23 protein-coding genes and 1 other RNA gene are annotated in these 25,515 nt (G+C 69.9%); 14 read left to right on the plus strand and 10 right to left on the minus strand.

Going from position 1 to position 25,515, the window contains the following annotated elements:
- Positions 1 to 9 precede the first annotated feature (9 nt).
- Positions 10 to 438: RNase P RNA component class A (gene rnpB, locus CT688_RS06080), an RNA gene on the plus strand.
- 204 nt (positions 439 to 642) lie between these two features.
- Positions 643 to 816, plus strand: coding sequence for an SPOR domain-containing protein (locus CT688_RS17310; protein WP_156607149.1), 174 nt, complete (start codon positions 643 to 645; stop codon positions 814 to 816).
- An 11-nt stretch (positions 817 to 827) separates the two neighbouring features.
- Here the strand turns inward: CT688_RS17310 and CT688_RS06085 are convergent, their stop codons facing one another.
- On the minus strand, positions 828 to 2,501 hold the full coding sequence (locus CT688_RS06085) for a CYTH and CHAD domain-containing protein (protein ID WP_107756163.1): 1,674 nt from the start codon (positions 2,499 to 2,501) through the stop codon (positions 828 to 830).
- A gap of 152 nt (positions 2,502 to 2,653) precedes the next feature.
- Here CT688_RS06085 and CT688_RS06090 point away from each other — a divergent pair, with 152 nt between their 5' ends.
- Both CT688_RS06090 and CT688_RS06095 read left to right on the plus strand, forming a co-directional pair.
- Positions 2,654 to 4,162: an NAD(P)/FAD-dependent oxidoreductase gene (locus CT688_RS06090; RefSeq protein ID WP_107756164.1), complete on the plus strand. Its 1,509-nt coding sequence runs from the start codon at positions 2,654 to 2,656 to the stop codon at positions 4,160 to 4,162.
- Positions 4,163 to 4,227: 65 nt separating this feature from the next.
- A complete protein-coding gene (locus CT688_RS06095) occupies positions 4,228 to 5,046 on the plus strand; it encodes an SDR family oxidoreductase (protein ID WP_107758043.1) in 819 nt (272 codons plus the stop codon).
- A gap of 34 nt (positions 5,047 to 5,080) precedes the next feature.
- Here CT688_RS06095 and pip read toward each other — a convergent pair whose 3' ends face one another.
- Positions 5,081 to 6,076: a prolyl aminopeptidase gene (gene pip / locus CT688_RS06100; protein WP_107756165.1), complete on the minus strand. Its 996-nt coding sequence runs from the start codon at positions 6,074 to 6,076 to the stop codon at positions 5,081 to 5,083.
- A gap of 17 nt (positions 6,077 to 6,093) precedes the next feature.
- A complete protein-coding gene (panB, locus tag CT688_RS06105; RefSeq protein ID WP_107756166.1) occupies positions 6,094 to 6,957 on the minus strand; it encodes a 3-methyl-2-oxobutanoate hydroxymethyltransferase in 864 nt (287 codons plus the stop codon).
- 220 nt (positions 6,958 to 7,177) lie between these two features.
- On the opposite strand from panB, the gene glnA (CT688_RS06110) reads away from it, so the two are divergent.
- The 5 genes from glnA (CT688_RS06110) (at position 7,178) to CT688_RS06130 (ending at position 13,564) form a co-directional block, all read left to right on the plus strand.
- Positions 7,178 to 8,518, plus strand: a complete 1,341-nt coding sequence (gene glnA, locus CT688_RS06110) for a type I glutamate--ammonia ligase (RefSeq protein WP_107756167.1) — start codon at positions 7,178 to 7,180, stop codon at positions 8,516 to 8,518.
- Between the two features lie 37 nt (positions 8,519 to 8,555).
- Complete coding sequence (locus tag CT688_RS06115; RefSeq protein ID WP_107756168.1) at positions 8,556 to 11,633, plus strand: bifunctional [glutamine synthetase] adenylyltransferase/[glutamine synthetase]-adenylyl-L-tyrosine phosphorylase; 3,078 nt, start codon at positions 8,556 to 8,558, stop codon at positions 11,631 to 11,633.
- Positions 11,634 to 11,702: 69 nt separating this feature from the next.
- Positions 11,703 to 12,062: a hypothetical protein gene (locus CT688_RS06120; RefSeq protein ID WP_231750521.1), complete on the plus strand. Its 360-nt coding sequence runs from the start codon at positions 11,703 to 11,705 to the stop codon at positions 12,060 to 12,062.
- Positions 12,059 to 13,021: an endonuclease/exonuclease/phosphatase family protein gene (locus CT688_RS06125; RefSeq protein WP_231750522.1), complete on the plus strand. Its 963-nt coding sequence runs from the start codon at positions 12,059 to 12,061 to the stop codon at positions 13,019 to 13,021. The genes CT688_RS06120 and CT688_RS06125 overlap by 4 nt, the downstream gene beginning before the upstream one ends.
- A gap of 15 nt (positions 13,022 to 13,036) precedes the next feature.
- Complete coding sequence (locus tag CT688_RS06130; protein WP_231750523.1) at positions 13,037 to 13,564, plus strand: DUF732 domain-containing protein; 528 nt, start codon at positions 13,037 to 13,039, stop codon at positions 13,562 to 13,564.
- A 12-nt stretch (positions 13,565 to 13,576) separates the two neighbouring features.
- Here CT688_RS06130 and CT688_RS06135 read toward each other — a convergent pair whose 3' ends face one another.
- The 3 genes from CT688_RS06135 to CT688_RS06145 form a co-directional block, all read right to left on the minus strand.
- Complete coding sequence (locus CT688_RS06135; protein ID WP_017835590.1) at positions 13,577 to 14,386, minus strand: DUF1206 domain-containing protein; 810 nt, start codon at positions 14,384 to 14,386, stop codon at positions 13,577 to 13,579.
- A gap of 45 nt (positions 14,387 to 14,431) precedes the next feature.
- Positions 14,432 to 14,884, minus strand: coding sequence for a hypothetical protein (locus CT688_RS06140; RefSeq protein WP_231750524.1), 453 nt, complete (start codon positions 14,882 to 14,884; stop codon positions 14,432 to 14,434).
- Positions 14,885 to 15,022: 138 nt separating this feature from the next.
- A complete protein-coding gene (locus tag CT688_RS06145) occupies positions 15,023 to 15,886 on the minus strand; it encodes a hypothetical protein (protein ID WP_107756171.1) in 864 nt (287 codons plus the stop codon).
- 175 nt (positions 15,887 to 16,061) lie between these two features.
- Between CT688_RS06145 and CT688_RS06150 the strand changes: the two genes are divergently transcribed.
- The 4 genes from CT688_RS06150 to CT688_RS06165 all read left to right on the plus strand — a co-directional run bounded on the left by CT688_RS06150 (position 16,062) and on the right by CT688_RS06165 (position 20,566).
- The gene (locus tag CT688_RS06150) at positions 16,062 to 17,195 is read left to right on the plus strand and encodes a branched-chain amino acid aminotransferase (RefSeq protein WP_231750525.1); all 1,134 of its coding nucleotides are present in this window, start codon (positions 16,062 to 16,064) and stop codon (positions 17,193 to 17,195) included.
- A gap of 86 nt (positions 17,196 to 17,281) precedes the next feature.
- Entirely contained in the window at positions 17,282 to 18,628 is a 1,347-nt protein-coding gene (locus tag CT688_RS06155; RefSeq protein WP_159077993.1) for a CoA transferase, read from the plus strand.
- The gene (locus tag CT688_RS06160; protein ID WP_107756173.1) at positions 18,625 to 20,091 is read left to right on the plus strand and encodes a PLP-dependent aminotransferase family protein; all 1,467 of its coding nucleotides are present in this window, start codon (positions 18,625 to 18,627) and stop codon (positions 20,089 to 20,091) included. Before CT688_RS06155 ends, CT688_RS06160 begins: the two co-directional genes overlap by 4 nt.
- Positions 20,092 to 20,110: 19 nt before the next feature.
- Positions 20,111 to 20,566: a PaaI family thioesterase gene (locus tag CT688_RS06165; RefSeq protein WP_231750526.1), complete on the plus strand. Its 456-nt coding sequence runs from the start codon at positions 20,111 to 20,113 to the stop codon at positions 20,564 to 20,566.
- A gap of 130 nt (positions 20,567 to 20,696) precedes the next feature.
- Here the strand turns inward: CT688_RS06165 and glnA (CT688_RS06170) are convergent, their stop codons facing one another.
- The gene (gene glnA, locus CT688_RS06170) at positions 20,697 to 22,130 is read right to left on the minus strand and encodes a type I glutamate--ammonia ligase (protein WP_095719132.1); all 1,434 of its coding nucleotides are present in this window, start codon (positions 22,128 to 22,130) and stop codon (positions 20,697 to 20,699) included.
- A 220-nt stretch (positions 22,131 to 22,350) separates the two neighbouring features.
- On the opposite strand from glnA (CT688_RS06170), the gene CT688_RS06175 reads away from it, so the two are divergent.
- Complete coding sequence (locus CT688_RS06175) at positions 22,351 to 22,839, plus strand: RDD family protein (protein WP_095719131.1); 489 nt, start codon at positions 22,351 to 22,353, stop codon at positions 22,837 to 22,839.
- A gap of 85 nt (positions 22,840 to 22,924) precedes the next feature.
- Here the strand turns inward: CT688_RS06175 and CT688_RS06180 are convergent, their stop codons facing one another.
- The 3 genes from CT688_RS06180 to lipB all read right to left on the minus strand — a co-directional run bounded on the left by CT688_RS06180 (position 22,925) and on the right by lipB (position 25,503).
- Complete coding sequence (locus CT688_RS06180) at positions 22,925 to 23,680, minus strand: DUF4191 domain-containing protein (RefSeq protein ID WP_107756174.1); 756 nt, start codon at positions 23,678 to 23,680, stop codon at positions 22,925 to 22,927.
- A 113-nt stretch (positions 23,681 to 23,793) separates the two neighbouring features.
- Positions 23,794 to 24,804: a lipoyl synthase gene (gene lipA, locus CT688_RS06185; protein WP_107756175.1), complete on the minus strand. Its 1,011-nt coding sequence runs from the start codon at positions 24,802 to 24,804 to the stop codon at positions 23,794 to 23,796.
- A gap of 21 nt (positions 24,805 to 24,825) precedes the next feature.
- A complete protein-coding gene (gene lipB, locus CT688_RS06190; protein WP_107756176.1) occupies positions 24,826 to 25,503 on the minus strand; it encodes a lipoyl(octanoyl) transferase LipB in 678 nt (225 codons plus the stop codon).
- Between the last annotated feature and the right edge of the window lie 12 nt (positions 25,504 to 25,515).

Here is a 25,515-nt window from a genome sequence, read left to right on the forward strand (position 1 = left end):
CAGGGCGAACGAGTCGGCCGGACGGCCGCGGGCAGGGGAACCGGCGCCACCAGGTGGCAGGCCCCGGTCCGAGGAAAGTCCGGACTCCACAGAGCAGGGTGGTTGTTAACAGCAACCCGGGGTGACCCGCGGGACAGTGCCACAGAAAACAGACCGCCGCGCCCGCGAGCGCGGTAAGGGTGAAACGGTGCGGTAAGAGCGCACCAGCGCCCCGGGTGACCGGGGCGGCTAGGTAAACCCCACCCGGAGCAAGGTCGAAGGCCGCACCGCCCGCGGTGCGGCTGCGCGGATGGAGTGCAGAGATGCACGAGAGGGCTGCTCGCCCGAGTCCGCGGGTGGACCGCTCGAGGTACCCGGCGACGGTGTGCCCAGATGGATGGTCGTCGCCTCTCCGTCCGCGGAGGGGCACAGGATCCGGCTTACAGGCCGGCTCGTTCGCCTCGATCTTGACGTGTGCGCGCCTCGCTGGGCTTGCGCGGCGTCTCGGGTCCATTCCGCACGCGCATCGCCGGAATCCCCGGGCGAATCCGCCGCGCGAGCCGAAGTGGGCGCGCAAGTCGGTGAGACGGAGCCAGCCGGGTCGCAACCCCGGGTAGAGTCGGACGGGTCGGCAGATCACCGGACGATCCCAGGAGGCCCGTCATGTCGGAAGAACAGTGGTACTACGACATCGGCACGGGCCAGGCGTTGCAGGGCAAGGTGACCAACTGGGACAACCGCATGGGCCCTTACGCCACCCGCGGCGAGGCCGAGGCCGCGCTGGACAAGGCGAAGGCCCGCAACGAGGCGTGGGACGCAGAGGACGAGAAGGACTGAGAAGGGCGGCGCTACGTGCCGGTGCCCTTCTTCTTCTTCTTCTTCTTCTTGTTCGTCGTCTTCCTCCGCCGCGCCGCGCGCCGGGATTCCGACAGCTCTCGGTAGGCGGCGGTGACGGTGGCCGCATCGCTCTCGAACCCGGCCAGCGCGCGCTCGGAGAAGCCGCGCTCGTGCTCGAAGAGCACGCCGAAACCGAAGGTCGGCTCGCCCGCGGACTCCGCCCGCCTGGCGATCCGCCGGATCCACATCCGGGCGGTCACGCTGTCCTGGACGTCGCCGAGCACGGTGTGCAGTCGCTGGCACGCGGTGCGCAGCGGCGCGACGGTCAGTCCGTCCGACTCCCGGAGGGCGCCGACGTTGCGCCGCAGTGCCTTGGCGCGCTTACGGACCACGTGGGTCAGTTCCTCGCGTTGGGCCAGGGTCAGCTCGAGCGAGTCGAGGTCGCGCTCGGTGCGGGTGCGGGCCTTGGTGAACTTGGCGAACTGTCGGTCGACTCCTCGCAGGACCATGTCCTGGGCCTCGCGCCTGCGCTTCTTCGAGGTCGGCGCGGTGTCCCCGGAACGGGGCCCCGATCCGGAGCCCGAGTCGGTGCCGGAGCGGCCACCCGAGCCGGTGCCGGCGACGTCGACGAGCAGGTGCAGCCGGTCGAGCAGGGCGAGGTAGCGGTCGGACCCCAACGCCTCCGTCACCCGCGCGCCGGCACGTCGCTCCTCGGAAGCGAGCTCGTCGCTCAGTCGCTGCCTGGTCAGCGGGCTCACGACGTCGTCCGGGTACTCGGCGGCCAGCCCTCCGAGCCGCTGGTCGACCACCTGGATGTCGCGGACCTTACCCAGGACCGCGGCGAGAACCTTGAGCTCGTCGAGCAGGTCGGCCAGGTCGATCTCCGTGCCCTCGGTCTCCGCCTCGAGCTCCTCGGCGAACGAGCTGATGGTGCTGCGCAGGCCACGGACCGCCACGCGCATCTGGTGAACGCCCACCATGGTGACGCGCCGGGCGGCGGGATCGTGGTCGAGTACCTTGTCGAGGTCCTCCCGCAGGGCGTCCCTCACCGCGGAGACGCCCGCGTCGTCCGGCGAGGGGAGGGGGCCGAGGGCGCGGGCGAGTTTGGACGACGACGACGAGGTCGTGGCCCCGGCGGAGGTGCACGCGGTGGCGACGGTGTCGAGATGGCCCCTCGCTCCGGGCCGGGACGGATCGACCAGTTCCACCTCCCATTCCCGCCAGTCCCCGTCCGCGTTCCCGGTGGCGAACGACTGCGTCGAGACGCGGTCGTCGCAGAACTCCACGACGGCGGCTCCGTCGGGATCGCGCAGGAGCATCACATGTCTCCTGTTGTCCACGCGGGCCACGGGCGCGAGCGGTCGGCGGCGGACCAGCCCTGCCACCGCGGCCACGAGTTCGGCCGGAACGTCGTCGCCGTGGTCGAGCGGGAGCCGCAGCTCCACCCGTCCGGCCTCGGAGGGGAGCTTGAGGTGCCAGCCGGAATCGTCGCCGCCGGTACGGCGTCTGAGGGTGACCTTGTGGCGGGTGAGGCTGAGGTCGGCGGTGTCGTAGTACGTGGCCGAGAGTTCGTGCACGACGGGGTCGTCCGCGAGCAGGGGGGCGAAGGCGTCCGCGGCGGGGATCGGGGTGTCGGGGTCGACCTCGAACTTGCTCTCGATCTCCACCGTCTCGCTGATCGTCATGGACTGGTTGTATCAGGCCCGGGTGAACATCGGGTCCGGTGCGTCGCGACCGGGCCGCCACCCACCATTTGTCGACGTCCCGTGCCGGCTCGGACTTACTTGCGGGTAAGATCGCAGTGGTTCCGATCACATGCTCGCCGTGGGGAGAAGAAGTGGATCAGACGACACGAGTCGACGTCCTCGTCGTGGGGGCCGGATTCTCCGGACTCGGGGCGGCCATCAGACTCACCGAGGAGGGGGTAGACGACCTCATCGTGGTCGAGCGGGGCCAGGACGTGGGTGGCACCTGGCGCGACAACTCCTATCCGGGGGCGGCGTGCGATGTGCCATCCCACCTGTACTCGTATTCCTTCGCCCTCAACCCGGAGTGGTCGCGGGCGTTCTCCCCCCAGGGCGAGATCTACGACTACATCCGTCGCGTCACGCACGACCACGGGGTCCGGGACAAGATCAGGTTCGGCGTCGACGTCACCTCGGCGCAGTACGACGAGAACCGCGGCCGGTGGACGGTGAGCACCACGGCGGGGGAGTACGACGCGCGAGTGCTGGTCCTGGGCGTCGGTGCGCTGTGCGAGCCCAAGCTCCCGGAGATCGACGGTATCGACGACTTCGCGGGCCCCGTCTTCCACACTGCCCGCTGGGACCACTCGGTCCCCCTGGCGGGTCGGCGCGTCGCGGTGATCGGCACCGGAGCCTCCGCGATCCAGGTGGTGCCGTCCATCGCCCCGGCCGTCGAGCACCTGGACGTCTACCAACGCACCGCGCCCTGGGTGCTGCCCCGCATCGACCGGAAGTACCCGGGGTTCGAGCGCGCCCTCTACCGCAGGGTCCCCGGTCTGCAGCGCGCGGTCCGGGGCCTGCAGTACGCGAGCCGTGAGCTCCAGGTCGTGGGACTGACCCGGACCCGGGCCGCACTCGCCCCGATCAAGGCGCTCGGGCGCGCGCACCTCGCGATGTCGGTGCGCGACCCCGAGCTGCGGGCCGCTCTGACCCCGCACTTCGAGATCGGGTGCAAGCGGATCCTGCTGTCCAACACCTGGTACCGGGCGCTCGGTCGCCGGAACGTCGACGTGGTGACCACGCCCATCAGCCGGGTGACAGAGACCGGGATCGTCACCTCCGACGGCGCGGAGCACCCGGCGGACGTGCTGGTGGTGGCCACCGGGTTCCACGTCACGGACTCGCCGTTCTTCGAGCGCGTCCGCGACTCGGCGGGACGAACCCTCGCGGACACCTGGGCGAGCGAGGGGATGGAGGCCTATAAGGGCACCACCGTCGCCGGATACCCCAACATGTTCGTCCTCATGGGTCCCGCGACGGGCCTCGGTCACTCGTCGATCATCTACATGATCGAGTCCCAACTGAACTACCTCGTGGACGCGATCCGCGCCATGCGCGACCGCGGCCTGCAGACGGTCGACGTCCGAGCGGCGGTCCAGAACGCGTACAACCGTGAGCTGCGCGAGAACACCGGCAAGACGGTCTGGCTGACCGGCTGCAAGAGCTGGTACCTGGACGCCAAGGGCAACGCCCCGGCCGTGTGGCCCGATTTCACCTTCACCTTCCGCAACCAGACGAGGGAGTTCGATGTGAGCGCCTACCGCCGGACCGAGGTCGACCGAACCGCCGCCGTGCCCACCGGGCAGGAGGCGCTCCGGTGAGCGCGCCGATCACCAGGGTGCTCGGCGCCCTGGGTGGCCTGACCTCCCGCCGTCCCCGCTGGCAGATGGACGGCAAGGTCGTCGTCATCACCGGGGCCGGCTCCGGCATCGGCCGTGAGCTCGCGCGGGAGGCGGCGCGGCGGGGGGCCCGGCTGGCCCTGAGCGACGTGGACGTCGACGGACTGGCCGAGACGGTGAGGCTGATCGGAGCGGAATCGTCGGTGGAGGTGCACTCCGACCGGCTCGACGTCACCGAGCAGGCCGCCGTCGCCGAGTACGCGGGCCGCGTGGTCGAGCAGTTCGGCGTGGTCCACCTCGTCGTCAACAACGCCGGGATCGCGTTCACCGGGTCGGTCGCGCAGTCCGGGTACAAGGACATCGCCCGCGTGATGGACGTGGACTACTGGGGGGTCGTCCACGGCACCAAGGAGTTCCTGCCGCACCTCATCGCCTCCGGGGACGGACACATCGTCAACATCTCCAGCATCTTCGCGATCCTCTCGGTGCCCACACAGAACGCCTACAACGCGGCCAAGGCGGCGGTGCAGCAGTTCACCGAATCGCTGCGGATGGAGATGCTCGCCGGTGGCCAGCCCGTGGACGTCACCTGTGTCCACCCCGGTGGCATAAAGACCGCGGTCGCCAGGAGCGCCGGCGCGGCCGAGGGTCTGGACAGCGCGACCTTCGCCGCGATCTTCGACTCCAAGTTCGCACGGACGGAGGCGACGACAGCCGCGCGGGTGATCCTCGACGCGGTCGAGCGGCGCCGAGCCCGTGTGTTGGTGGGCCCCGACGCGTACGTGATCGACGCGATGGTCCGACTCTTCCCGTCGGGGTACCAGAAGGCCACGGTCGCCGCCTCGCGCCGTTTCGGGGTCGTCTGATCCCCGAAAGCCCTCGCCGAGCCGGGCGTGGGGCTCAGGGCCGGAAGCGGTCGGTCGCCTCGAGCAGGTGATGGGTGGTGCCGGGCTCGGCCATCGCGTGCCCGGCGTCGGGGACGATGTGCAACTCGGATCCCGGCCAGGCCGCATGCAGTTCCCAGGCGTTGGCGACCGGGCAGACCACGTCGTAGCGGCCGTGGACGATCACGGCCGGCAGATGCGCGACCCGGTCCATCCGGTCCAGGATGGCCCGCCCGCCGAGGAACGCATCGTTGACGAAGTAGTGGTTCTCGATGCGGGCGAAGGCCAGGGCGAACCGGTCCGCCTCGTCGCCGTCCGCGGCGGGAGGCCGGGGGAGCAGGGTGGAGGTGGTGGTCTCCCACGTCGTCCACGCGTGCGCGGCGGCGATCTCGATTGCCGGATCACCGCAGTGTAGGAGGCGGTGGTAGGCGGCCACGTGGTCGAAGCCGTCCCGATGGACCGTCTCGGCGCCCTCGGCGGCGACGAGTGGCGCCAGGTAGCCCTCCCAGGCGTCGGGGAACAGGTGGGCGGCGCCGCCTCGGTAGAACCAGTCGATCTCCGACGGTCGGCACAGGAAGATCCCGCGGAGCACCAGGCCGCGGACGCGATCGGGATGCTGCTGGGCGTAGGCCAGCGCCAGCGTCGTCCCCCACGATCCCCCGAACACCAGCCAGCGGTCGATCCCCAGCGCCTCACGCAGGCGTTCGAGGTCGGCCGTGAGATGCCACGTGGTGTTGACGGCGAGGTCCGCCCCGTCCGCGACGTGCGGAGTGCTCCGTCCGCAGCCCCGCTGGTCCACCAGGATGATCCGGTAGGACTCCGGGTCGAACATCCGGCGATGCTCCGGTGTGGTCCCGCCTCCGGGGCCGCCGTGGACGAACAGCACCGGGGCGCCGTCGGGATTGCCCGAGCACTCCCAGTACAGGCCCTGACCGTCGCCCACGTCGAGCATGCCGGTCTCGTACGGCGCGATACGCGGGTACGGGGTGCGGAGCGTGGTCTGTGGGGTCATCGGGGCTGACCGCGCCGTCAGAAGGAGTGCTCGGGTCCGGGGAACGCGCGGGCGCGGACCTCCTCGCCGTACTCCCGGGCGGCGTCGCGCAGCGTGTCGGCGAGCTGCGCGTAACGCTTGACGAATTTCGCCGTCCGCCCGGTGCCGTGTCCGGCCATGTCCTGCCACACCAGCACCTGGGCGTCGCAGCCGTTCCCGGCGCCGATGCCGACCGTGGCGATGTCCAACTCGGTGGTGACCTCCCTGGCGAGGTCGGCGGGGACCATCTCCATGACGACGGAGAAGGCTCCTGCCTCCTGCACGGCGCGGGCGTCGGCCCGCAGTGCGCCAGCGGCGTCCCCGCGTCCCTGGACTCGGAAGCCGCCGAGGCCGTTGACCGACTGGGGGGTGAAGCCGATGTGGGCCATCACGGGGATCCCGGCGTCCACGATCGCCCGGATCTGCGGGGCCATCCGGACGCCGCCCTCCAGTTTGACGGCCTGGGCGCCGCCCTCCTTCATCATCCGCGTGGCGGCGGACACCGCCTGAGCCGGGGAGGTCTCGTAGCTGCCGAACACGAGATCGGCCACGACGAGCGCCTTCGGGGCTCCCCGGGTGACCGCGCGGACCAGAGGGATCATCTCGTCCTCGGTCACGGGGACCGTGGTGTCGTACCCGTAGACCACGTTGGCCGCCGAATCCCCGACCAGCAGGACCGGGATCCCGGCCTCCTGGAACAGACGCGCGGAGACGTAGTCGTAGGCGGTGAGCATGGGCCAGGGTTCCCCCGCGGTCTTCATTTCGGCGAGGTGGTGGATCCTGGTCACCCGCGTCAGCCCCCGGGGTCCCGCGTCCGGTGCACCACCGGAGCCGTAGACCGGGGTGTCTGGGTTGTCGCTCATGGCGGTGTGGCCTTCCTACAGTGACCTCGAGGCCGGCAGGAGGGCCGGTCCCCGGGTGGACAGGGGGCGGTGACGGTCGTCGCCGTCGCCGATGAGTCTGCCACGACCCCGGGGGCGTGGGTCCCTGGGCCGGGGCCGCACGGCGCGGGGAGGGGTCGGTGGGCGTGTCGGGGGCCCGATGTCACACGCCCGTAACACGACAGGCACTAGGTTGGACCCCATGAACCGCCAGCAGGAGTACGTTCTCAGGACCTTGGAAGAGCGCGACATCCGGTTCGTCCGGCTCTGGTTCACCGACGTTCTCGGAACCTTGAAGTCAGTGGCCGTGGCACCCGCAGAACTCGAGGGGGCGTTCGGGGAGGGGATCGGCTTCGACGGCTCCGCCATCGAGGGGTTCTCGCGGGTCTCGGAGGCGGACACCATCGCCAAGCCGGATCCGTCGACGTTCCAGGTCCTGCCGTGGGCGCATGCCGACGGCGCCCAGCACTCGGCGCGCATCTTCTGCGACGTCTTCAACCCCGACGGCAGCCCCAGTTGGGCGGATCCGCGCCACGTCCTGCGCCGGCAGCTCAACAAGGCGGCCGATCTCGGCTTCTCCTGCTACGTGCATCCCGAGATCGAGTTCTTCCTGTTCAAGAGTCTTGACACCAACGGGGCCGAGCCCGTCCCCTCGGACAACGGCGGCTACTTCGACCAGGCGGTGCACGATTCGGCTCCGCACTTCCGGCGGCACGCGATCGAGGCGCTGGAGGCGATGGGCATCTCCGTGGAGTTCTCCCATCACGAGGGTGCGCCGGGGCAGCAGGAGATCGACCTGCGGTATGCGGACGCGCTGAGCATGGCGGACAACATCATGACCTTCCGCTACATCGTCAAGGAGGTGGCCATGAACAACGGGGTGTGGGCGTCGTTCATGCCCAAGCCCCTCCGTGACCACCCGGGGTCGGCCATGCACACCCACATGAGCCTGTTCGAGGGTGACTCCAACGCGTTCCACGACGCGGACGACGAGTACCAGCTGTCCACCACCGCGAAGTCGTTCGTCGCCGGGATCCTGCGTCACGCCCCGGAGTTCTCGGCCGTCACCAACCAGTGGGTCAACTCGTACAAGCGGCTCATCGGCGGCGGCGAGGCCCCCACCGCCGCCACCTGGGGTCGTGCCAACCGCTCGGCGCTCGTGCGCGTTCCGATGTACACGCCCAACAAGGCGTCCTCCCGTCGGATCGAGGTCCGCAGCCCGGACTCGGCGTGCAACCCGTACCTCGCGTACGCCGTGATGATCGCCGCCGGGATCAAGGGCGTCCAGGACGGATACGAGCTGCCCCCGGAATCCGAGGACGACGTGTGGACCATGAGCCGGCGTGAACGACGGGCGATGGGGTACACCGACCTCCCGGGGAGCCTCGAGCAGGCCCTCGACGCGATGGAGGAGTCCGAGCTCGTCGCCGAGGCACTCGGTGAGCACGTGTTCGAGTTCTTCCTGCGCAACAAGCGTCGGGAATGGCGGGAGTACCGCAACGAGGTGACCCCGTACGAGCTCCGTAGCTACCTCGCGCTGTGAGATCACCCAGCGCGCTGATCGGACGGTCCCGGTGAGTATGGACTCCTCGCGGTCCAGGGTGCCCAGCCCGGGCAGGCTGGGACTGCTCGATGCGCGCGCCGGGGACTGGTTGCACTACCTGGGGTGGACCGACGAGGACGCCACACCGCTGATGTGGGCGCTCTCGCGCGCACCCGACCCGGATCTCGCCCTGGGGACGCTGGTGCGGCTGCGGGAGGCACTGGCGGCCGAATCGTCGGGCGGGGGACCGGCTCCGGGCGGTGGCGACGACACCGGCGTAGCGGGGTTGGACTCGGCGCTGCGGTCCGACCTCCCGTTGCGGGGACGCCTGCTGGGACTGCTCGGCGCGTCCAGCGCACTGGGGGACCATCTGGTCGCGCAGCCCACCCGCTGGGCACTGCTCCGTTCGCCACTGCCGTCCCGGGAGGACGTCCTGGCGGACATGCTGGGAGCGGTCGACGCCGTCCCCGAGGAGCCCGTCGACGGCGCCCCGACGCCGTCACAGTCCGTGGACCTCCGCAGTGTCGGTACCTACCGGGCCGGGGTCACCGGTGGCGCGGCCGTGAACGTGCTCCGGTCGGCCTACCGGGACCACGTGGCGCTGCTGGCCGCCCACGACGTGGCGTCCACGGTCGAGGACGAGCCGGTGTTGCCGTTCGCCGAGGTGGGCCGCCGTCTGGCCGATCTCGCGGACTCGGCGTTGACCGCCGCGCTCGCCGTGGCCGTCGCCACGGTGTACCCGGACTCGCCCATGCCCGGTCGGCTCGGGGTGGTGGCCATGGGAAAGGGAGGGGCCCGCGAGCTCAACTACATCTCCGACGTCGACATCATCTTCGTCTCCGAACCAGCGGACGCCAAGACCGGGCGAGTGGCCGGGGAGATGATGCGCATCGGATCCATGGCCTTCTTCGAGGTGGACGCCGCCCTGCGACCGGAGGGCAAGTCCGGCGAACTGGTGCGGACCCTGGAGTCCCACGCGGCCTACTACAGGCGGTGGGCCAAGACGTGGGAGTTCCAGGCGCTGCTCAAGGCCCGCCCGATGACCGGCGACCTGGCCCTGGCCACCGAGTACTACGAGACCGTGCACCCGCTGGTGTGGACGGCCTCCGAACGGGACGATTTCGTCCAGGACGTCCAGGCCATGCGTCGACGCGTCGAGGAGAACGTCCCCGAGGCGCTCCGCGAACGCGAACTCAAGCTCGGCCGGGGAGGCCTGCGGGACGTCGAGTTCGCCGTCCAGCTCCTCCAACTGGTGCACGGTCGAACCGACGAGGAACTCCGGGTCACCAGCACGGTGGACGCGCTCGGCGCGCTCCGGGCGGGCGGGTACATCGCCCGCGAGGACGGCTCCAACCTCGTGGCCGCCTACGAGTTCCTGCGTCTGCTCGAACACCGGCTCCAGCTCCAGCGCTACAAGCGCACCCACCTGCTCCCCGAGGACGGCGACCGGGAGGCCTACCGCTGGCTCGCCAGGGCCGCCCACATCCGGCCGAGCAGCAGGCACGATGCCTCGGAGGTGTTGCTCGAGCAGCTGCGCCAGGTCCGGAGCCGGGTGCGCAGACTGCACTCCAAACTGTTCTACCGCCCTCTGCTGGACTCGATCGCCGCCTACGACGCGGAAGCACTGTCCCTGAGCTCCGAGGCGATGGAGCGGCAGCTGGCGGCACTCGGGTTCGGCGCACCCCGTCACGCGCTCGGACACCTCCGGGCCCTCGCCGGTCAGAACAACCGGCGTGGCCGGATCCAGGCGCTGCTGCTGCCCGCGTTCATGGAATGGCTCGCCGACACCCCGGACCCGGACGCCGGGCTCCTGGCCTACCGGAAACTGTGCGAAGAGCACCAGAACATCACCTGGTTCCTGCGCGTGCTGCGGGACGACAGCATCGTGGCGCGCCGGTTGGTGACGGTGCTGGGCACCTCGGTCTTCGTCTCCGAGCTCCTGCTGCGGAACCCCGAGGTCATCCCCGACCTGACCGACGGGGCCGAGGGGCCTGTGCTCGTGGCGTCCAAGGTCTCCGACATCGCCTCCGCGCTGTCCGCCTCGGCGTCCCGCCACCGCACCCCCGAGAAGGTCATCGCCGCGGCGAGGTCGCTGCGCCGAGCGGAGCTGGCCCGGATCGGGGCCGCCGACGTGCTGGGGTTGATCTCCGTGCCGGAGGTGGGCAAGCGTCTGTCCGCGGTGTGGCGGGCGGTGCTCGAGGCGTCCCTGGCGTCGGTGATCAGGGACCTGTCCCCGGAGGGGCAGGCGCCGCCGGCCCGGCTCGCGTACATCGGGATGGGACGTCTCGGCGGGGACGAGCTGTCCTACGGGTCCGACGCGGACGTGATGATCGTGTGCGACCCGGTGGAGGGCGTCGCGGAGGACGAGGCCGTCCGGTGGGCGGTCCAGGTGGCCGAGCAGGTGGGACGGTTGCTCTCGTCGCCGTCGTCGGATCCCCCACTCGACCTCGACGCCGACCTGCGCCCGGAGGGCCGCAACGGGCCACTGGTCCGGACCCTCGCGTCCTATCGCGCCTACTACTCCAAGTGGGCGGAGACGTGGGAACTGCAGGCCCTGCTCAGGGCGGCGTTCGCGGCCGGGGACCGCGACCTGGGTCTTGACTTCCTGCACATGATCGACGAGTTCCGCTATCCGGCGGACGGGGTGCCGCCGAAGGTGGTGCAGGAGATCCGGCGGATGAAGGCGCGGATCGACACCGAGCGATTGCCTCGGGGCGCCGACCCGGCCACCCACACCAAGCTGGGACGCGGTGGACTGGCGGACGTCGAGTGGTCCGCCCAGCTACTGACCATGCAGCACGCTGCTCGGGTGCCCGGCCTGCACACCACCTCGACCCTGGAGGCGCTGGAGGCCGCCGCCGCCGCGGAGCTGATCTCGGAGAGCGAGCGCGACGCCCTGGTCCAGTCGTGGCTCATGGCCGCCCGTGCCCGTAACGCACTGGTGCTGGCGCGCGGCAAGGCGGTGGACCAACTCCCCGGTCAGGGCAAGGTCCTCGCCGCCGTCGCCAGCATCTGCTCGGAGTCGTCCGACGGCGCGGAGTTCCTCAACCAGTACCGCCGGGTCACCCGCCACGGTCGCAAGGCGGTGGACCGCGTCTTCTGGGGTGAGAACTGAGTCGTCCGAGGGATCGAACCAGGGTTGTCACCGATGCGCCGGCCGGTGACGCGCCGATACCCTGGGGCCATGGCTGTGAAGATGAACCTCACCCTCACCCTCGACGGGGTCACCTACGGCGAGCTGTACGAGTTCGTCGACGCGGTCCGGGCGGCCGGGGTCCCCGCTGACGAGCGCGTGCGCTGTCTGGGGTCCGACGACATGGGCGACCGCTTCGAGGTGGAGCTCGGCCCGGATGTGCGTCGGTCGGGGGCGGCCCGCGCGGCCTCGGGCGCGCTCGTCGGCGGGCCTGTCGCGCCCGATCCCGGGCCGTCGTCCTCGCCGTCGATCGCGTCGGTGGCGGAGACCGTCCGATCGATGGTCCGCAACGGTGACGACCTCGACCGGGTGATCGCGGCACTGGGGGACCTGCGCAAGTTCCTGCGGTGACGCGGCCCCGCCCGGTCGCCCGCGCGACGGCCGTGCTGGCCGGGCTCGTGGCCGTGGCGGGGATCGCTCTGCATCACTCGACCTCCGAGATCCCCGCGGTCCTGGTTCTCGCGACGTTCGCCCTGTGGGCGTGGGCGTTCTCCCTGGTCGCTGTGCTCGCGGCCCTCCGTGCCCGTTCGGTGGTGCTGACGGTGATGGCCGTGGCGCTGGTCGGTGCGGGTGTGGCCCAGTACGGCCCGTTGGTGTCACCCGCCCGCGGGTACGACGACGACGGGATCGACCTCAGGGTGCTGGTGCAGAACCTGCAGTTCGGAGGAGCGGATCCCGTCGACGTGGTCCGCGCCGTCCGCGACGGCGGGGTCGATCTGCTGCTGGCGGTGGAGGTCACGCCGGAGGCGCTCGAGGGGCTCCGTGCCGCGGGCCTCGAGGAGGTGCTCGCGTACGAGGCCTCCGGCGCCGCGCCGCAGGCAGCCGGGGTCGCGGCGTGGTCCCGGTATCCGCTGTCGCCACCCGAGCGGGTGCCCGGTTTCAGTCTGGGGGTCCTTCGCGCCGGCATGGCCGGCCCCGGGGGTCCTGTCACGGTGGTGGTCGCCCATCCCGTCGCGCCGGTGTTCGACGGCCCTGCCGCGGTCGAGGAGGCGGATCGACTGCGCTGGTTCCTCGGCGGGCTGCCCGGCCCGGCCCCGGTTGTGGTGGGCGGCGATTTCAACGCCACCTGGGACCACGCCCGGTTCCGCGGACTCCGCGGGCTCGGGTACACCGACTCGGTCTCCGGCGGCGGCGACGGTTGGGTGCCCACCTGGCCCGCCGACAGGAGTGTCCCACCCCTCATCGGCATCGACCACGTACTCGCGCGGGGAGTGCAGGCGGTGGGGGAGACCGACACCGTCCGGGTGCGGGCGACCGATCACCTGGGCGTGCTGGCGACGGTGCGATTGCCCGCGGACCGGGTCCGTTGACCTACCATGCGCACCATGAGTTCACGCATCCTGACAGCAGCGTCCGGTCTCGGTGCCGTCGTGCTCGCCGTGTCACTGGCGGGGTGTGGCGGGGCGACGGTGGACGGGGAGGCTCCGGAGGTGGCCACGGAGACCACCACGACGCCCGCCACGAGCACCCCGTTCGCCGAGGAGCGACCGGAGAAGCCCACCGGGCCGGTGACCCCTCCGCCGCCGCCCGAGCCGCGGCCGGAACCGTTGCCGGGCGAACCCGAACCGGAGCCCCGACCGGACGAACCCCCGGCGGCTCAGCCCGCGCCCGTCGCCCCCGGTGGCGGCGACTTCGCCGCGTTGCTGCAGAGGCAGGGCGTGGTGTTGCCCGAGGGCGTCGATCCGGTGGCCACCGCGACGGAGGCATGCGGCCGCTTCGACGGGGGTCAGCAGATGGACGAGGTATCGGGTTGGTTGGGTGAGCACGGGCGACTCGGGCCGGAGCAGCAGGGCTTCTTCCTGGGTGCGGCCGTGGGGACCTACTGCCCCCAGAATTTCCCCAAGCTCGGCTGACGGCCCGGCGTCTCACATCCGGGAGTACCTGGCCCGCGCGATCGAGTAGACACCGTAGAGAGCGATCCCCACTCCGGTCGTGATGAGCAGGATCTGCCCGAACGGCTGCGCGCCGACCGTCCGCAGGGCGGCATCCAGGCCACCCGCCTTCTCTGGGTCCGCCGTCGCGACCGCCGCGATGACCAGGCCGCCGAGGATGACCAGCGCGGCGCCCTTGGCGATGTACCCGAGCTGTCCGGAGACGACGATGGCCCGCCCCACGGTGCCGCCGCCGGTGCGTTCGAGCTCCTCGACGAACTTCTTGGTGACGCCCGTGTAGACGTGATGCGCGCCGACGCCGATGATCACGAGGCCCGCCACGACGAGCGCGACCTTACCCGCTCCGGAGCCCAGCAGTCCGGCGGTGGTGCCGGACGCGGTCTCGGAGTCCGAATCGGATCCTCCCGAGGCGAACCGGGCCGTCGTGACCCCGAGGGCCAGGTAGACCGCGGCCTTGGCTCCCGCTTTGGCCCTGTCCGAGGCCTCCTCGGACCCCAGTATCATCTCGACGACCTGCCACAGGCCCAGGGCGAGGAAGCCGACCGCGCCGGCCCAGAGCAGCGCCTGGCCACCCGGGGCGGACGCGATCTCTGCGAGGGCACCCGAGTGGGACGCCTCCTCGCCGCCCGACCCCGTCGCGATCCGGATCGCGATCCACCCGACGAGCAGGTGGAGGATCCCGTTCATGACGAAACCGGCACGGGCCAGCCACTCGAGTGCGGGATGGTCGACGGCCGAGCGGGCGGCACCCCGCACTGAGCGGGGCGGGCGAGGGGTCTTCATCACAGCACTCTCCCACGAGAGCGGGCCCCCCACGACCTCAGCGGCTCACCACTCGATCTCGCCGAGCACGTCGTTGCGGCGCCGGAGCTCGGCCACCCGCTGTTCGGCCGCGCGGTGTTCCTCCGAGCGTCGCCGCGCCTGCTCGGCGAGAGCGTCCGCCTCGACCTCGGCGAGGAGGAGTTGGAGCCGGTCCTTCTGCTCCCGCAGTGTCTCCACCGAGGTGTCCATGGCGATGAGCTTGCGCGAACCCGCGCTGGCGTGGAGGAAGGGGTTGCGTTCGAGGAGCAACCTCGCCTCCTCGGGGTCCAGCACCCGAGACAGTTTGAGCAGGACCGGGTAGCTCTCGCCTTTCGGGTCGGCCCCCGGTTCGTGGTCCGGGTCGAGGGCGGCCGCGACCACCTTGAGTGGCCTGGCCCTCGGGGACGCACTCCGGAAATCCACGTCGTCTGCGTCCACGAGCGCCTGACCCCTTCTCGTCCCCGCCTCACGGCGTTCCACGGTCCTCGGGTCAACGGTAAACGCCCCGGCCACGGGGGCCGGGGCGTTTGAACGATTTCCGACCTGCTGGATCGGACGCGAGAAGAGAATGTGCTTCACATGCCCTGAAGTGCGAAAACGCCGCGGTGGCGTCGACTGTCACGGGCGGGGAACCCCGATGGGGTTGGAGGCGGGGACCGCCCCGCGGTCGATAAGCGCCCGGGCCAGTGAGGTCAGGACGTGGATGGTTCCGCCGGGGGTGTCCGACAGCAGCAGCGACGATGCGGCGAGCTGGTCGGTGAGGTCTTCGATCCGGTCGCGCAGCGCGGTGCCTCGAGGGGTGAGCGTCTGCTCGTCCGAGAGGATTCCGCGGTCGAGGAGCGCGCGACGCGCCGACGCCCACTGCGCGTCGGTCCAGCCGCGGTTCTCCTGGATGATGCGTCGGCTCACCTGCCCCGTGGCGATGTGGGTCATGGCCGCCTCCAGGCCCGTGAAGCCGGTGGCGGTGGCGGCGATGACGTGGCCGTCGCCGCGGTGCTCGCGCAGGACCGTGGTGGCCAACCAGAGGCGCTGCAGCACCGACGTCGGTCGCGGGACCGAGTACCAGGCGCTCGCGAGGGCCCGCCCGTCGAAGGACAGGGTGTCGATGACGCGTTCGAGGTCGTCCGTCACGCGGCGCAACTCGTCGCGTGAACCGGCGTCGGCGTGCTCGGCCAGAACCCACTCAGCGGCATCGAGCCGTGCCTCGATGGCGGCCTCGGGAGTGATCCGGGTCCAGATCTTGGGGACCGCGCGGGCGACCATCGCGGGTGAGAAGCCGTAGAACAGGGAGGTCACGACCTGGGGTGGCGTCGGCCCAAGAGGGGCGGCGCGACCCGCGAAGTAGCCGTTCCACCACCCTGTCAACCCGGTTTCGCTCATGGTCGAAGCGAACTGCGGGTGGAAGTAGCAGATCGCGTGGATGGGCTCGTAGGCACGCCACAGTCGTCGTTCGCCGCTGTGGACCCTGTCGGTGGGGGACATGACGCCATGCTGTCCTGATCGCGGGGCATCTGGCCACTGCCACCTCGCACCGGGTGGACTCCCCGGGTGGTCGTGAGGAGCGTGGACCAGTCCAGCCGTGCCGGATTGGATGGCGACGCCGTACGGCGCACGGGGTTCACTCAAGAGCGTCGGGTCGTGAAGAAGGAGCTCGCTGATGACCACAGACGCCCCGCTGGGCCACGCCGAGAGAGCCGGTGACGCCTTCATCGTCCGACGGAGCACCAGACCACCGGGGGACGGGCGACTCTCAGGCGCCCTGGGCGATCCGGAGTTCGGGCACCACTTCACCGACCACATGGTCCTCATCGACTACTCCGAGACAGGCGGATGGCGCGACGCGCGCGTGGTGCCGTTCGGTCCGCTGTCGCTGAATCCGGGATCAGCGGTCCTCCACTATGGCCAGGGGGTTTTCGAAGGGCTCAAGGTGTATCGCCACGCCGACGGTCACCTGCGGGCGTTCCGCGCACATGCTCATGCGCGCCGATTCGCGTCGTCGGCAGCTCGCCTCGCGATGCCGGAACTACCGGAGAGCCTGTTCATCGAGTCGATTCGGCAACTGGCGCGAGCCGACGCCGGATGGGTCCCGCACCAGAGGGGCGCGAGCTTGTATGTGCGACCGTTCCTCATCGCCACCGAGGCCTTTCTCGGAGTTCGTCCGTCGCGCGAGGCGACGTACGGAGTGATCGCCTCCCCGGCCGGTCCCTACTTCGCCGACGCGGACAACGGCATCAGGTTGTGGCTGTCGCGTGACTACTCACGGGCCGGACCCAGCGGAACGGGAGAGGCCAAGTGCGGCGGCAACTACGCGGCATCACTGCCCGCGCTGCACCAGGCGCGGGCCAACGGATGCGCTCAGGTTCTCTTCACCGATGCGAGCACCCGGACGTGGGTTGAGGAAGCCGGTAACATGAACATCTTCTTCGTCTTTGCCGATCGGACACTTGTGACGCCTCCTCTGAGCGGAGCGATTCTCGCGGGTGTGACCCGCGACAGTGTCCTGTGCCTCGCGCGGGATATGGGATACCGCGCGATCGAGCGGCCGATCAGCGTAGAGGAATGGCGCGCCGCCGCCGCCAGTGGTGAACTGAGAGAGGTCTTCGCCGTCGGCACCGCCGCGGTCATCACTCCCGTCGCCGGGCTGGTCGGCGAGGATCTGCTGATCGAGACCCCTCCTCCTGGCTCCCGGTCTGTCGCATCACTCATGCGTGCTGAGCTGTCGTCGCTCCACCACGGCGATCGACACGACCGCCACGAGTGGATGTCCGACCTCGGGCGGGCCGACTCATGACGGTGGGTCGTTTCGCGGAACGGGCGTGGAACGATCTCGGTGCGTCCGCAGGGGACCCGGGGGACATCGGGTGCGAGAACCCACCGGTGAGGCTTGATTCCCGGCTCGATGTCGCCGAGCTGGTCACCGACAGCATCGGCATGGCTTCTGCGGCGATCGAACAGGTCGCTGCCATGCGGGGTCGGCGAGAGCCACGTCCGCTGCGTCTTCGGGGCGATTTCATCACCACGTCGGTGACCAGCGAGAGGCACTTCCGACTCGACGACCAGCTCCCGCGGGCGTGGGCACCGTTGTCCGGGTTCTGGCCGGCCCGCGACGGCTGGGTTCGCACACATGCGAACTATCCACACCATGAACAGCGGCTGCGCCTCCTGCTCGGGCTCGATGACGCAGCCGGCGTCGAGACGTTCGCAGCGGCCGTCGCCGAACGCAGTGCTGTCGAACTCGAGGACATCGCGGCCGAGAAGGGCGCGATTGTGGTTGCGGTCCGTGATCGTCAGGCGTGGGCGCGTCATCCGCACGCGGCCGCCGTGGCCGATACGCCGCTGATCCGTCGTGAGACAGTGGGAGCGGCCCGAGCGCGGCGCTGGCCCGGCGGGTGCTCGCTGCCCTTGTCGGGGTTGCGGGTTCTCGACATGACCCGGGTGATCGCCGGGCCCGTGGCCACCCGCGATCTCGCCTATGCAGGTGCCGACGTGCTCCGAGTCGACTCACCGCGTCTTCCCGAGATCGACTGGCAACACCTCGACACGGGCCAGGGCAAACGTTCGACCACCCTCGACCTGGCGTCGCGGGTCGATCGGCGGGTGCTCACCGACCTGCTCGCGACCGCTGAAGTGGTGGTCACCGGTTACCGCCCGGGCGCGTTGGACCGCTATGGGCTGTCTCCCGATCAACTCGCCGAGGACTACCCGGGCCTGGTGATCGGTTCGGTCAGCGCGTGGGGACGCGAGGGGCCGTGGCGTTCCCGGCGCGGGTTTGACAGCATCGTCCAGGCCGCGACCGGCATCGCGATGGTCGAGAGCCCCGATGGGGCACGCCCGGGAGCGTTACCGGCGCAGGCCCTCGACCACAGCGCGGGGCACTTCCTCGCCGCCGCGATTGCCCGAAGTCTTGTCGACCAGGCTTCCGACGGCGCGACAGTGCACGTCTCGGTGTCGCTCTGCCGGCTGGCCCACGAGCTGCTCGAGACCACCGGGAACACCGTCCCCGGGCCACGTGACGCCGGTGCTGCGGAACCGGTGGCGCCGCCGACCACCCAGACCGTGACCTCCGATGCGGGGAGGGTGACCTTCGCTGCGCCCGCGATCAGTGTCCCGGACGCCCCGGGGCGATACCCCGCGGCCGCCGGCCGGTGGGGCGGCGACGCTGCAGCCTGGGCCAGCCGGCCATCCCAGCGGGGTGCTCGGATGGATGGCGGTCGAGCCCGATGACGTCGACACCCCGTCGCCGGCAGGCGACGAGACGACCGCTGGCCCGCTCCCGCATCGGCGCCAGACAACTCGCGACGCTACTGGGTGAGTGGGACTCTGCCGAACCGGTCTACGCGGCCCTCAGTGACCGAATCACATTGCTGCTGAGCGACGGTCGACTCGCCACTCACACGCGGCTGCCCGCCGAGCGTGAACTGGCCGAGGAGCTGGGCCGCAGTCGCACCACGATCGTCGCGGCCTACCGGGCGCTGCGCGAGAGCGGACACCTCATCAGCATGAGAGGGTCGGGAAGTGTCCTGGTCCTTCCGCGGGCGCTCCCCGGCCGGAGCGACCTCGAGGTCGACTTCGCACGATCAGTCCCGGCCCCGGTGGCCGGCCTCGACGAGATCGTCCGCGCGGTGGCCGACCGGGCGCCCACCGTGCTCGAGCACTCGGGGTTCGACCTCGTCGGCCAGCAACGCCTGCGTGAATCGATCGCCGCCCGCTACACCGAGCACGGTGCCCAGACCGGACCCGATCAGATTCTGATCACCCTCGGCGCCCAGAACGCCATCGCTCTGACCGCGAGGACAGTGCTACGGCACGGCGATCGAGTCCTGATCGAGACGCCGACGTACCCGCACGCCTACGAGGCGCTCCGCAACGCCGGCGGGCGGCTCGTCAGTACCCCGGTGACGACGACCGGGTGGGACATCGACCACCTGGTCAGCGCCATCGAGCGAGTGCGTCCCGAACTGATCTACCTCATCCCCGACTTCCACAATCCCACCGGCTCGTCGATGAACGCCGAACAACGCGAGCGGGTCATCGCGAGTGCCCGTCGCAACGGTGCCCTGGTGTTGATCGACGAGACAACGGCCGACCTCGACATCGACCGACCCGACAGCCCGCCGACGTTCCCCTCGCTGACCACCACGCGAGACGCCGACACGCTGGTGAGCGTGGGGTCGCTCAGCAAGACCATCTGGGGTGGCCTGCGAGTCGGCTGGATTCGCGCGGAACCCGCCATGATCAGCCGCCTGATCACCCGGAGGCCTGCGGACGACCTCGGCACACCCGTCATCGAACAGCTCATCGCCACCCGGGTACTGGAATGCTACGACCTGCTCCTGACCCGCCGCGCTGATCAACTGAGAGCTGGCCGGGACCTCCTGGTCTCACTCCTGCGAACCAGTCTCCCCGACTGGCGCATCCCCGACGTGCATGGCGGACTGGCGTTGTGGGTCGAGCTCGGCGCACCCCTCAGCTCAGCGCTGGCATCTGCCTGCCAACCCCGAGGAGTCCGCATCACCGCCGGGCCTCGGTTCGGAATCGATGGCGCGCGCGAGCGATTCATCCGTGTGCCCTTCACCGCGGGGGCCGACCACCTAGAACGCGGAGTCTGCATTCTTCGCGAGGCGTGGGAATCCCTTGACCCTGTGCCCACACCGGGGACGCAGACCCCGCCGCACCCGATGCTCTAGCGCTGACCGAAGGAAGACAGTGGACGCCTCCGAGAACATCCCCGCCGAACTCGCCGACCACGTCGCGGCCAGCTTTTCGCGTCAGGGACTGATGCGCCATCTCGGCGCCCGTATCACCGAGCTGCGCCGCGGATTCTGCCAGCTCTGCGCACCCTTCAGTCCCGACCTCACACAGCAGCACGGTTACTTTCACGCCGGAGTCACCAGCTCGCTCTCCGACACCGCGGGCGGCTATGCGGGCCTGTCGACGTACACACGCGCGGATTCAATCCTGACAGTTGATTTCTCAGTGAATCTGCTGGCGCCGGCCGTGGGCGAGTCCCTCATCGCCGAAGCCACGGTGATCAGAAGTGGCCGCACTCTCACGGTGTGCCGACTGGAGGCCTTCACCCTCGAGGCCGGCAGGCGTGTTCATGTCGCGACCGGCCGCCAGACGCTGATCCGTCTCGCCGACACCCCGGATCACCAGGTGTGAACGACGAACGGCGGCTGATGCCGGAAGACGGTGGACACCGTCTCCGGCTGATGCCGGAAGACGGTGGACACCGTCTCCGCAGCTCAGCCGCCGCTTCGGTGATCAGAGATCGTGGGTGGACACCCTCGGATCAGCAGTCGTAGTAGAGCTCGAACTCGTGCGGGTGCGGGCGGAGGTTGACCGGGGCGATCTCCTTCTCACGCTTGTACGTGATCCAGTTCTCGATGAGGTCCTCGGTGAACACACCGCCCTCGGTGAGGTACTCGTGATCCTGCTCGAGACGGTCGATGACCGCGGGCAGCGAGGTCGGCGCCTGGGGGATGTCGGCGGCCTCCTCCGGCGGGAGCTCGTAGAGATCCTTGTCCACCGGCGCCATCGGCTCGATCTTGTTCTTGACCCCGTCGATACCGGCCATCATCATGGCGGCGAACGCGAAGTACGGGTTGCCGGAGGAGTCGGGGCAGCGGAACTCGATGCGCTTGGCCTTGGGGTTGTTGCCCGTGATCGGGATGCGCACGCAGGCGGACCGGTTGCGCTGCGAGTACACGAGGTTGATCGGCGCCTCGTAACCCGGCACCAGGCGGTGATACGAGTTGATCGTGGGGTTGGTGAACGCCAGCAGCGACGGAGCGTGGTGCAGGATGCCACCGATGTAGTAGCGGGCGATATCGGACAGGCCGGCGTACCCGGACTCGTCGTGGAACAGCGGCTTGCCGTCCTTCCACAGCGACTGGTGGGCGTGCATTCCCGAGCCGTTGTCACCGAAGAGCGGCTTCGGCATGAAGGTGGCGGACTTACCGTTCTTCCACGCGGTGTTCTTGACGATGTACTTGAAGAGCTGGACGTCGTCGGCGGCGCGGAGCAGGGTGTTGAACTTGTAGTTGATCTCCTGCTGCGCACCGGCCACCTCGTGGTGGAAGCGCTCGAGCTCGAAGCCGGCGTTGGTGAGGTTGGTCGACATCTCGTCGCGGAGGTCGACGAAGTGGTCGTACGGGGCGACGGGGAAGTACCCGCCCTTCTCGCGGACCTTGTAACCGAGGTTGGGCGACCCGTCGGCCTCCTGGCCGGAGCCGGTGTTCCAGTTGCCGGCGCTGGAGTCGACCTCGTAGAAGCCGTGGTTGGTGCCCGAGCCGTACCGGACCGAGTCGAAGACGAAGAACTCGGCCTCGGCGCCGAAGAAGCAGGTGTCCGCGATACCCGTGGAGACCAGGTACTCCTCGGCCTTGCGGGCGACGTTGCGGGGGTCGCGGCTGTAGGCCTCACGGGTGAACGGATCGTGGACGAAGCAGCTGATGTTGAGCGTCTTGGCCCTACGGAAGGGGTCGAGCCGCGCCGTGGCGACGTCCGGGAGGAGCATCATGTCCGACTCGTGGATCGACTGGAAACCCCGGATCGAGGAGCCGTCGAACGCCAGGCCGTCCTCGAACAGGTCCTCGTCGAACGCCGCGGCGGCGATCGTGAAGTGCTGCTCGTTGCCCGGCAAGTCGGTGAACCGGATGTCGACGTACTCGACGCCCTCGTCCTTGATGAACTTGATGACCTCGTCCGGAGTGGAGAATGCCACGATGTCGCTCCTCGTCTCTCTGTGCGACAGGCAACCGGTGCCGCCCGTCGTGCGGTGACCTCACGATATGGGCGGGGTGTTGCCCGGCCGTCAACCGAATGTTTCGGCGGTGTTACAGAGGCCTGCCGGGTGACGGTCCCTCCCACTGGGGTCAGCCTAGTCAACCATGGTGAGGGAATACCGATACTGGGCTCGTCCGGTCCCCGGTTACCCTGGGAGCATGCGGGAAATTGCGGGATCATGGCTGTCAGGCCCCACGTCGTCCGGCACCGAGCCGGAGCAGGCGTACAAGGGTGAGCGTCTCGGGTTGCCCGAGCACGGCGAGGGGTCCCTCGCGCCGCTGGGGGTACGACTCGGTGCGCTCCTGGTCGACTGGTTCCTCGCCTACGGGTTCGTCGGACTCGTGGTCTCACTCGGAGGGGCGGGACTTCTCGGCGGGGAGACGTTCTCCGCTGTCGCCAGCTGGGCGACCCCGCTGCTCTGGGGGGTCTCCGGGGTGGTGTGCGTCTGGCTCTTCGCGCAGACTCCCGGGCAGGCGCTCTTCGGGATAGGAACCGCCCGGATCGACGCCGAGGACCGGGTCGGGCTCATCCGCGCCATCGTCCGCGTCTTCTTCGTGTTCTTCCTGATCCCGCCCCTCGTTCAGGATGAGGACGGTCGCGGTCTGCACGACAGGGCCACGGGCACGGCCCTGATCCGGACGCGGTGAGCCGGACGCGCTGAGCCGGAACCGCGAGCCCGTGCGCCGTCCCCGTGGTCGCCGGGTAACCCCGACCGATCGGCTTCGTGCGGGATCAGCCCCGACGGCGGGCGCTGCGCTGCATGTTGCGGACCTTCGCGCCCTGGGGGAGCGGGCCCTTGGGCATCTGGTTCTGGATTCCGGTCTTGGTCCCGAGCGCCCGCAACCTGGTGTCCAGGGCGTCGACCTTCGCGCGGTTGATGTTCATCGGGTACCTGGTCAGGCGGCGGTTGAGCTTGCGCAGGGGGACCTGCTCGGGGGTCGTCCCCTCCTCGTCACCCACGATCAACTCGTAGATCGGGGTGTCGCCGACGACGCGGGCGACCTTCTTCTTCTCCTGCGTCATGAGCGGCTTGAGCCTGTGCGGCTGCCCCTCGCCCACGAGGACGATCCCACACCGTCCGACCACGCGGTGGACCGCGTCGAAGCTGGTGGTCGCGGCGACGGCCTGGTTGACGCGCCACCCGGATCGGAGCTGGTCCAGTGCCCACGCCGCCGCACCGGGCTGGCCCTCGGCCTTGGCGAACACCGTGTTCTGGACGCGGCGGGAGAAGATGACCATCGCCAGCATCAGACCCGTGAGCACACCCAGTGGAAGCATCCACCACTGGCCACCCCACAGCGAACCCAGGAGGAAGAACGCGACGGCGGACAGGATCAACGCGCCGATCATCAGCGGCCACAGCAGTTTGTCCTGCTTGGACTGGATCTTCAGTGCCTGCCACATCTGGCCGCGCTGTGCCTTGCTCGCCTGCCGCCGGGCAGCCCGGGCCGCCTTCTTGTCCGCCTTGCTGACCTCGCTCTTCGCCATACCGTTCAGGATACGTGGCGGGCACCACCACCCGGGAACCGCGGTTCACCGCAGGGGGGCCGAGTGAGACGCGCCGGGCGACCGGGGCGGAGACGCGGTCGCCCGTGCGGGGCTCAGGCCAGGCTGCGTGCCAGCACGGAGGAGGCCTCCTGAGAGGCGGCGCCGCCGGAGGTCAGGTGCGCGAGATGCTCGGGTACCTCCTGGCCGCGGTGTTCGAGAGCCTGGACGTAGAGGCGACCGGCCCGGTACGAGGACCGCACCAGTGGGCCGGCCATGACCCCGGCGAAACCGATCTCGCGCGCCTGTTCGGACAGCTCCACGAACTCCTCCGGCTTGACCCAGCGGTCGATCGGGTGGTGCAGCGGGCTCGGCCGGAGGTACTGGGTGATGGTGAGGATGTCGCACCCCGCGGAATGCAGGTCGACCATCGCGTCGACGATCTCCTCCGTGGTCTCGCCCATCCCCAGGATGAGGTTGGACTTGGTGACCAGCCCGAAGTCACGGGCGGCGCGGATCACTCCGAGGGACCGGTCGAACCGGAACGCCGGCCTGATGCGCTTGAAGATCCGGGGGACCGTCTCCAGGTTGTGTGCGAGCACCTCGGGCCGCGACTCGAAGACCTCCGCGAGCTGGTCCGGGTCCCCGTTGAAGTCGGGGATCAGGTTCTCCACCCCGGTGTTGGGGTTGAGTTCGTGGATCTTGCGGACCGTCTCCGCGTACAGCCACGCGCCGCCGTCCGGCAGGTCGTCACGGGCGACACCGGTGATGGTGGAGTAGCGCAGACCCATCTCGCGCACCGACTCCGCCACCCGTCGCGGCTCGTCGCGATCCAGGGCGCTCGGCTTACCGGTGTCGATCTGGCAGAAGTCGCAGCGTCTCGTGCACTGTTCGCCGCCGATGAGGAACGTGGCCTCGCGGTCCTCCCAACATTCGTAGATGTTGGGACACCCGGCCTCCTCGCACACCGTGTGCAGACCACCGGTCTTGACGAGGCTCTTGAGTTCCTTGTACTCCGGACCCATGGTGGCCCGGGTCCGGATCCACGACGGCTTCCGCTCGATCGGCGTCTCGGCGTTACGGGCCTCGATGCGGAGCAGCTTGCGGCCTTCAGGAGTCACAGTCACGGCCGCAAGCCTACTCTCGATTCACTGCACGGGCAGTCGTCCGTCGAGCGCCTCCACCACGTCGGAGGTGACCTGGTCGAGGACCTCCGAGACGGGGACGTCCCGTCCGAGTTCGGCCGAGAGGGACGTGACCCCGGCGTCGACGATCCCGCAGGGGACGATCCGCGAGTAGGCGTCGAGATCACAGTCGCAGTTGAGCGCGAAACCGTGCATCGTCACCCCGCGCTGGACACGGATCCCGATGGCGGCGATCTTGCGCTCCGGCCGGCCGTCCCCGGCCGGACACCACACCCCGGACCGGCCGTCCACCCGGTCGACCTCCACCCCCATCCGGGCGCAGGTGGTGATGAGGGCCTGCTCCACCCGGCGTACGTACTCGACCACGTCGATGGGATCCGACAACGCGATGATGGGGTACCCGACCAGTTGCCCGGGCCCGTGCCAGGTGATCCGGCCACCCCGGTCCACATCGACGACGGGGGTCCCGTCGACCGGGCGATCCGCTGGCTCCGTGCGCTTGCCGGCGGTGTACGTGGCCGGGTGCTCCAGGAGCAGGATCGTGTCCCCGCGGGTGCCCTCGGCCCTCTCCTCTGCCAGTGTCCGCTGCAGATCCCAGGTGGGGGTGTACTCGACGGTCCCGAGTCGGCGGATCTCCGGCTCGACCGGATCGCGGCGCAGGGACTGACCGGTGTGCGACATGGCGACCACTCT

It is taken from the genome of Dietzia sp. JS16-p6b (assembly GCF_003052165.1).
Taxonomy (GTDB): Bacteria; Actinomycetota; Actinomycetes; order Mycobacteriales; family Mycobacteriaceae; genus Dietzia.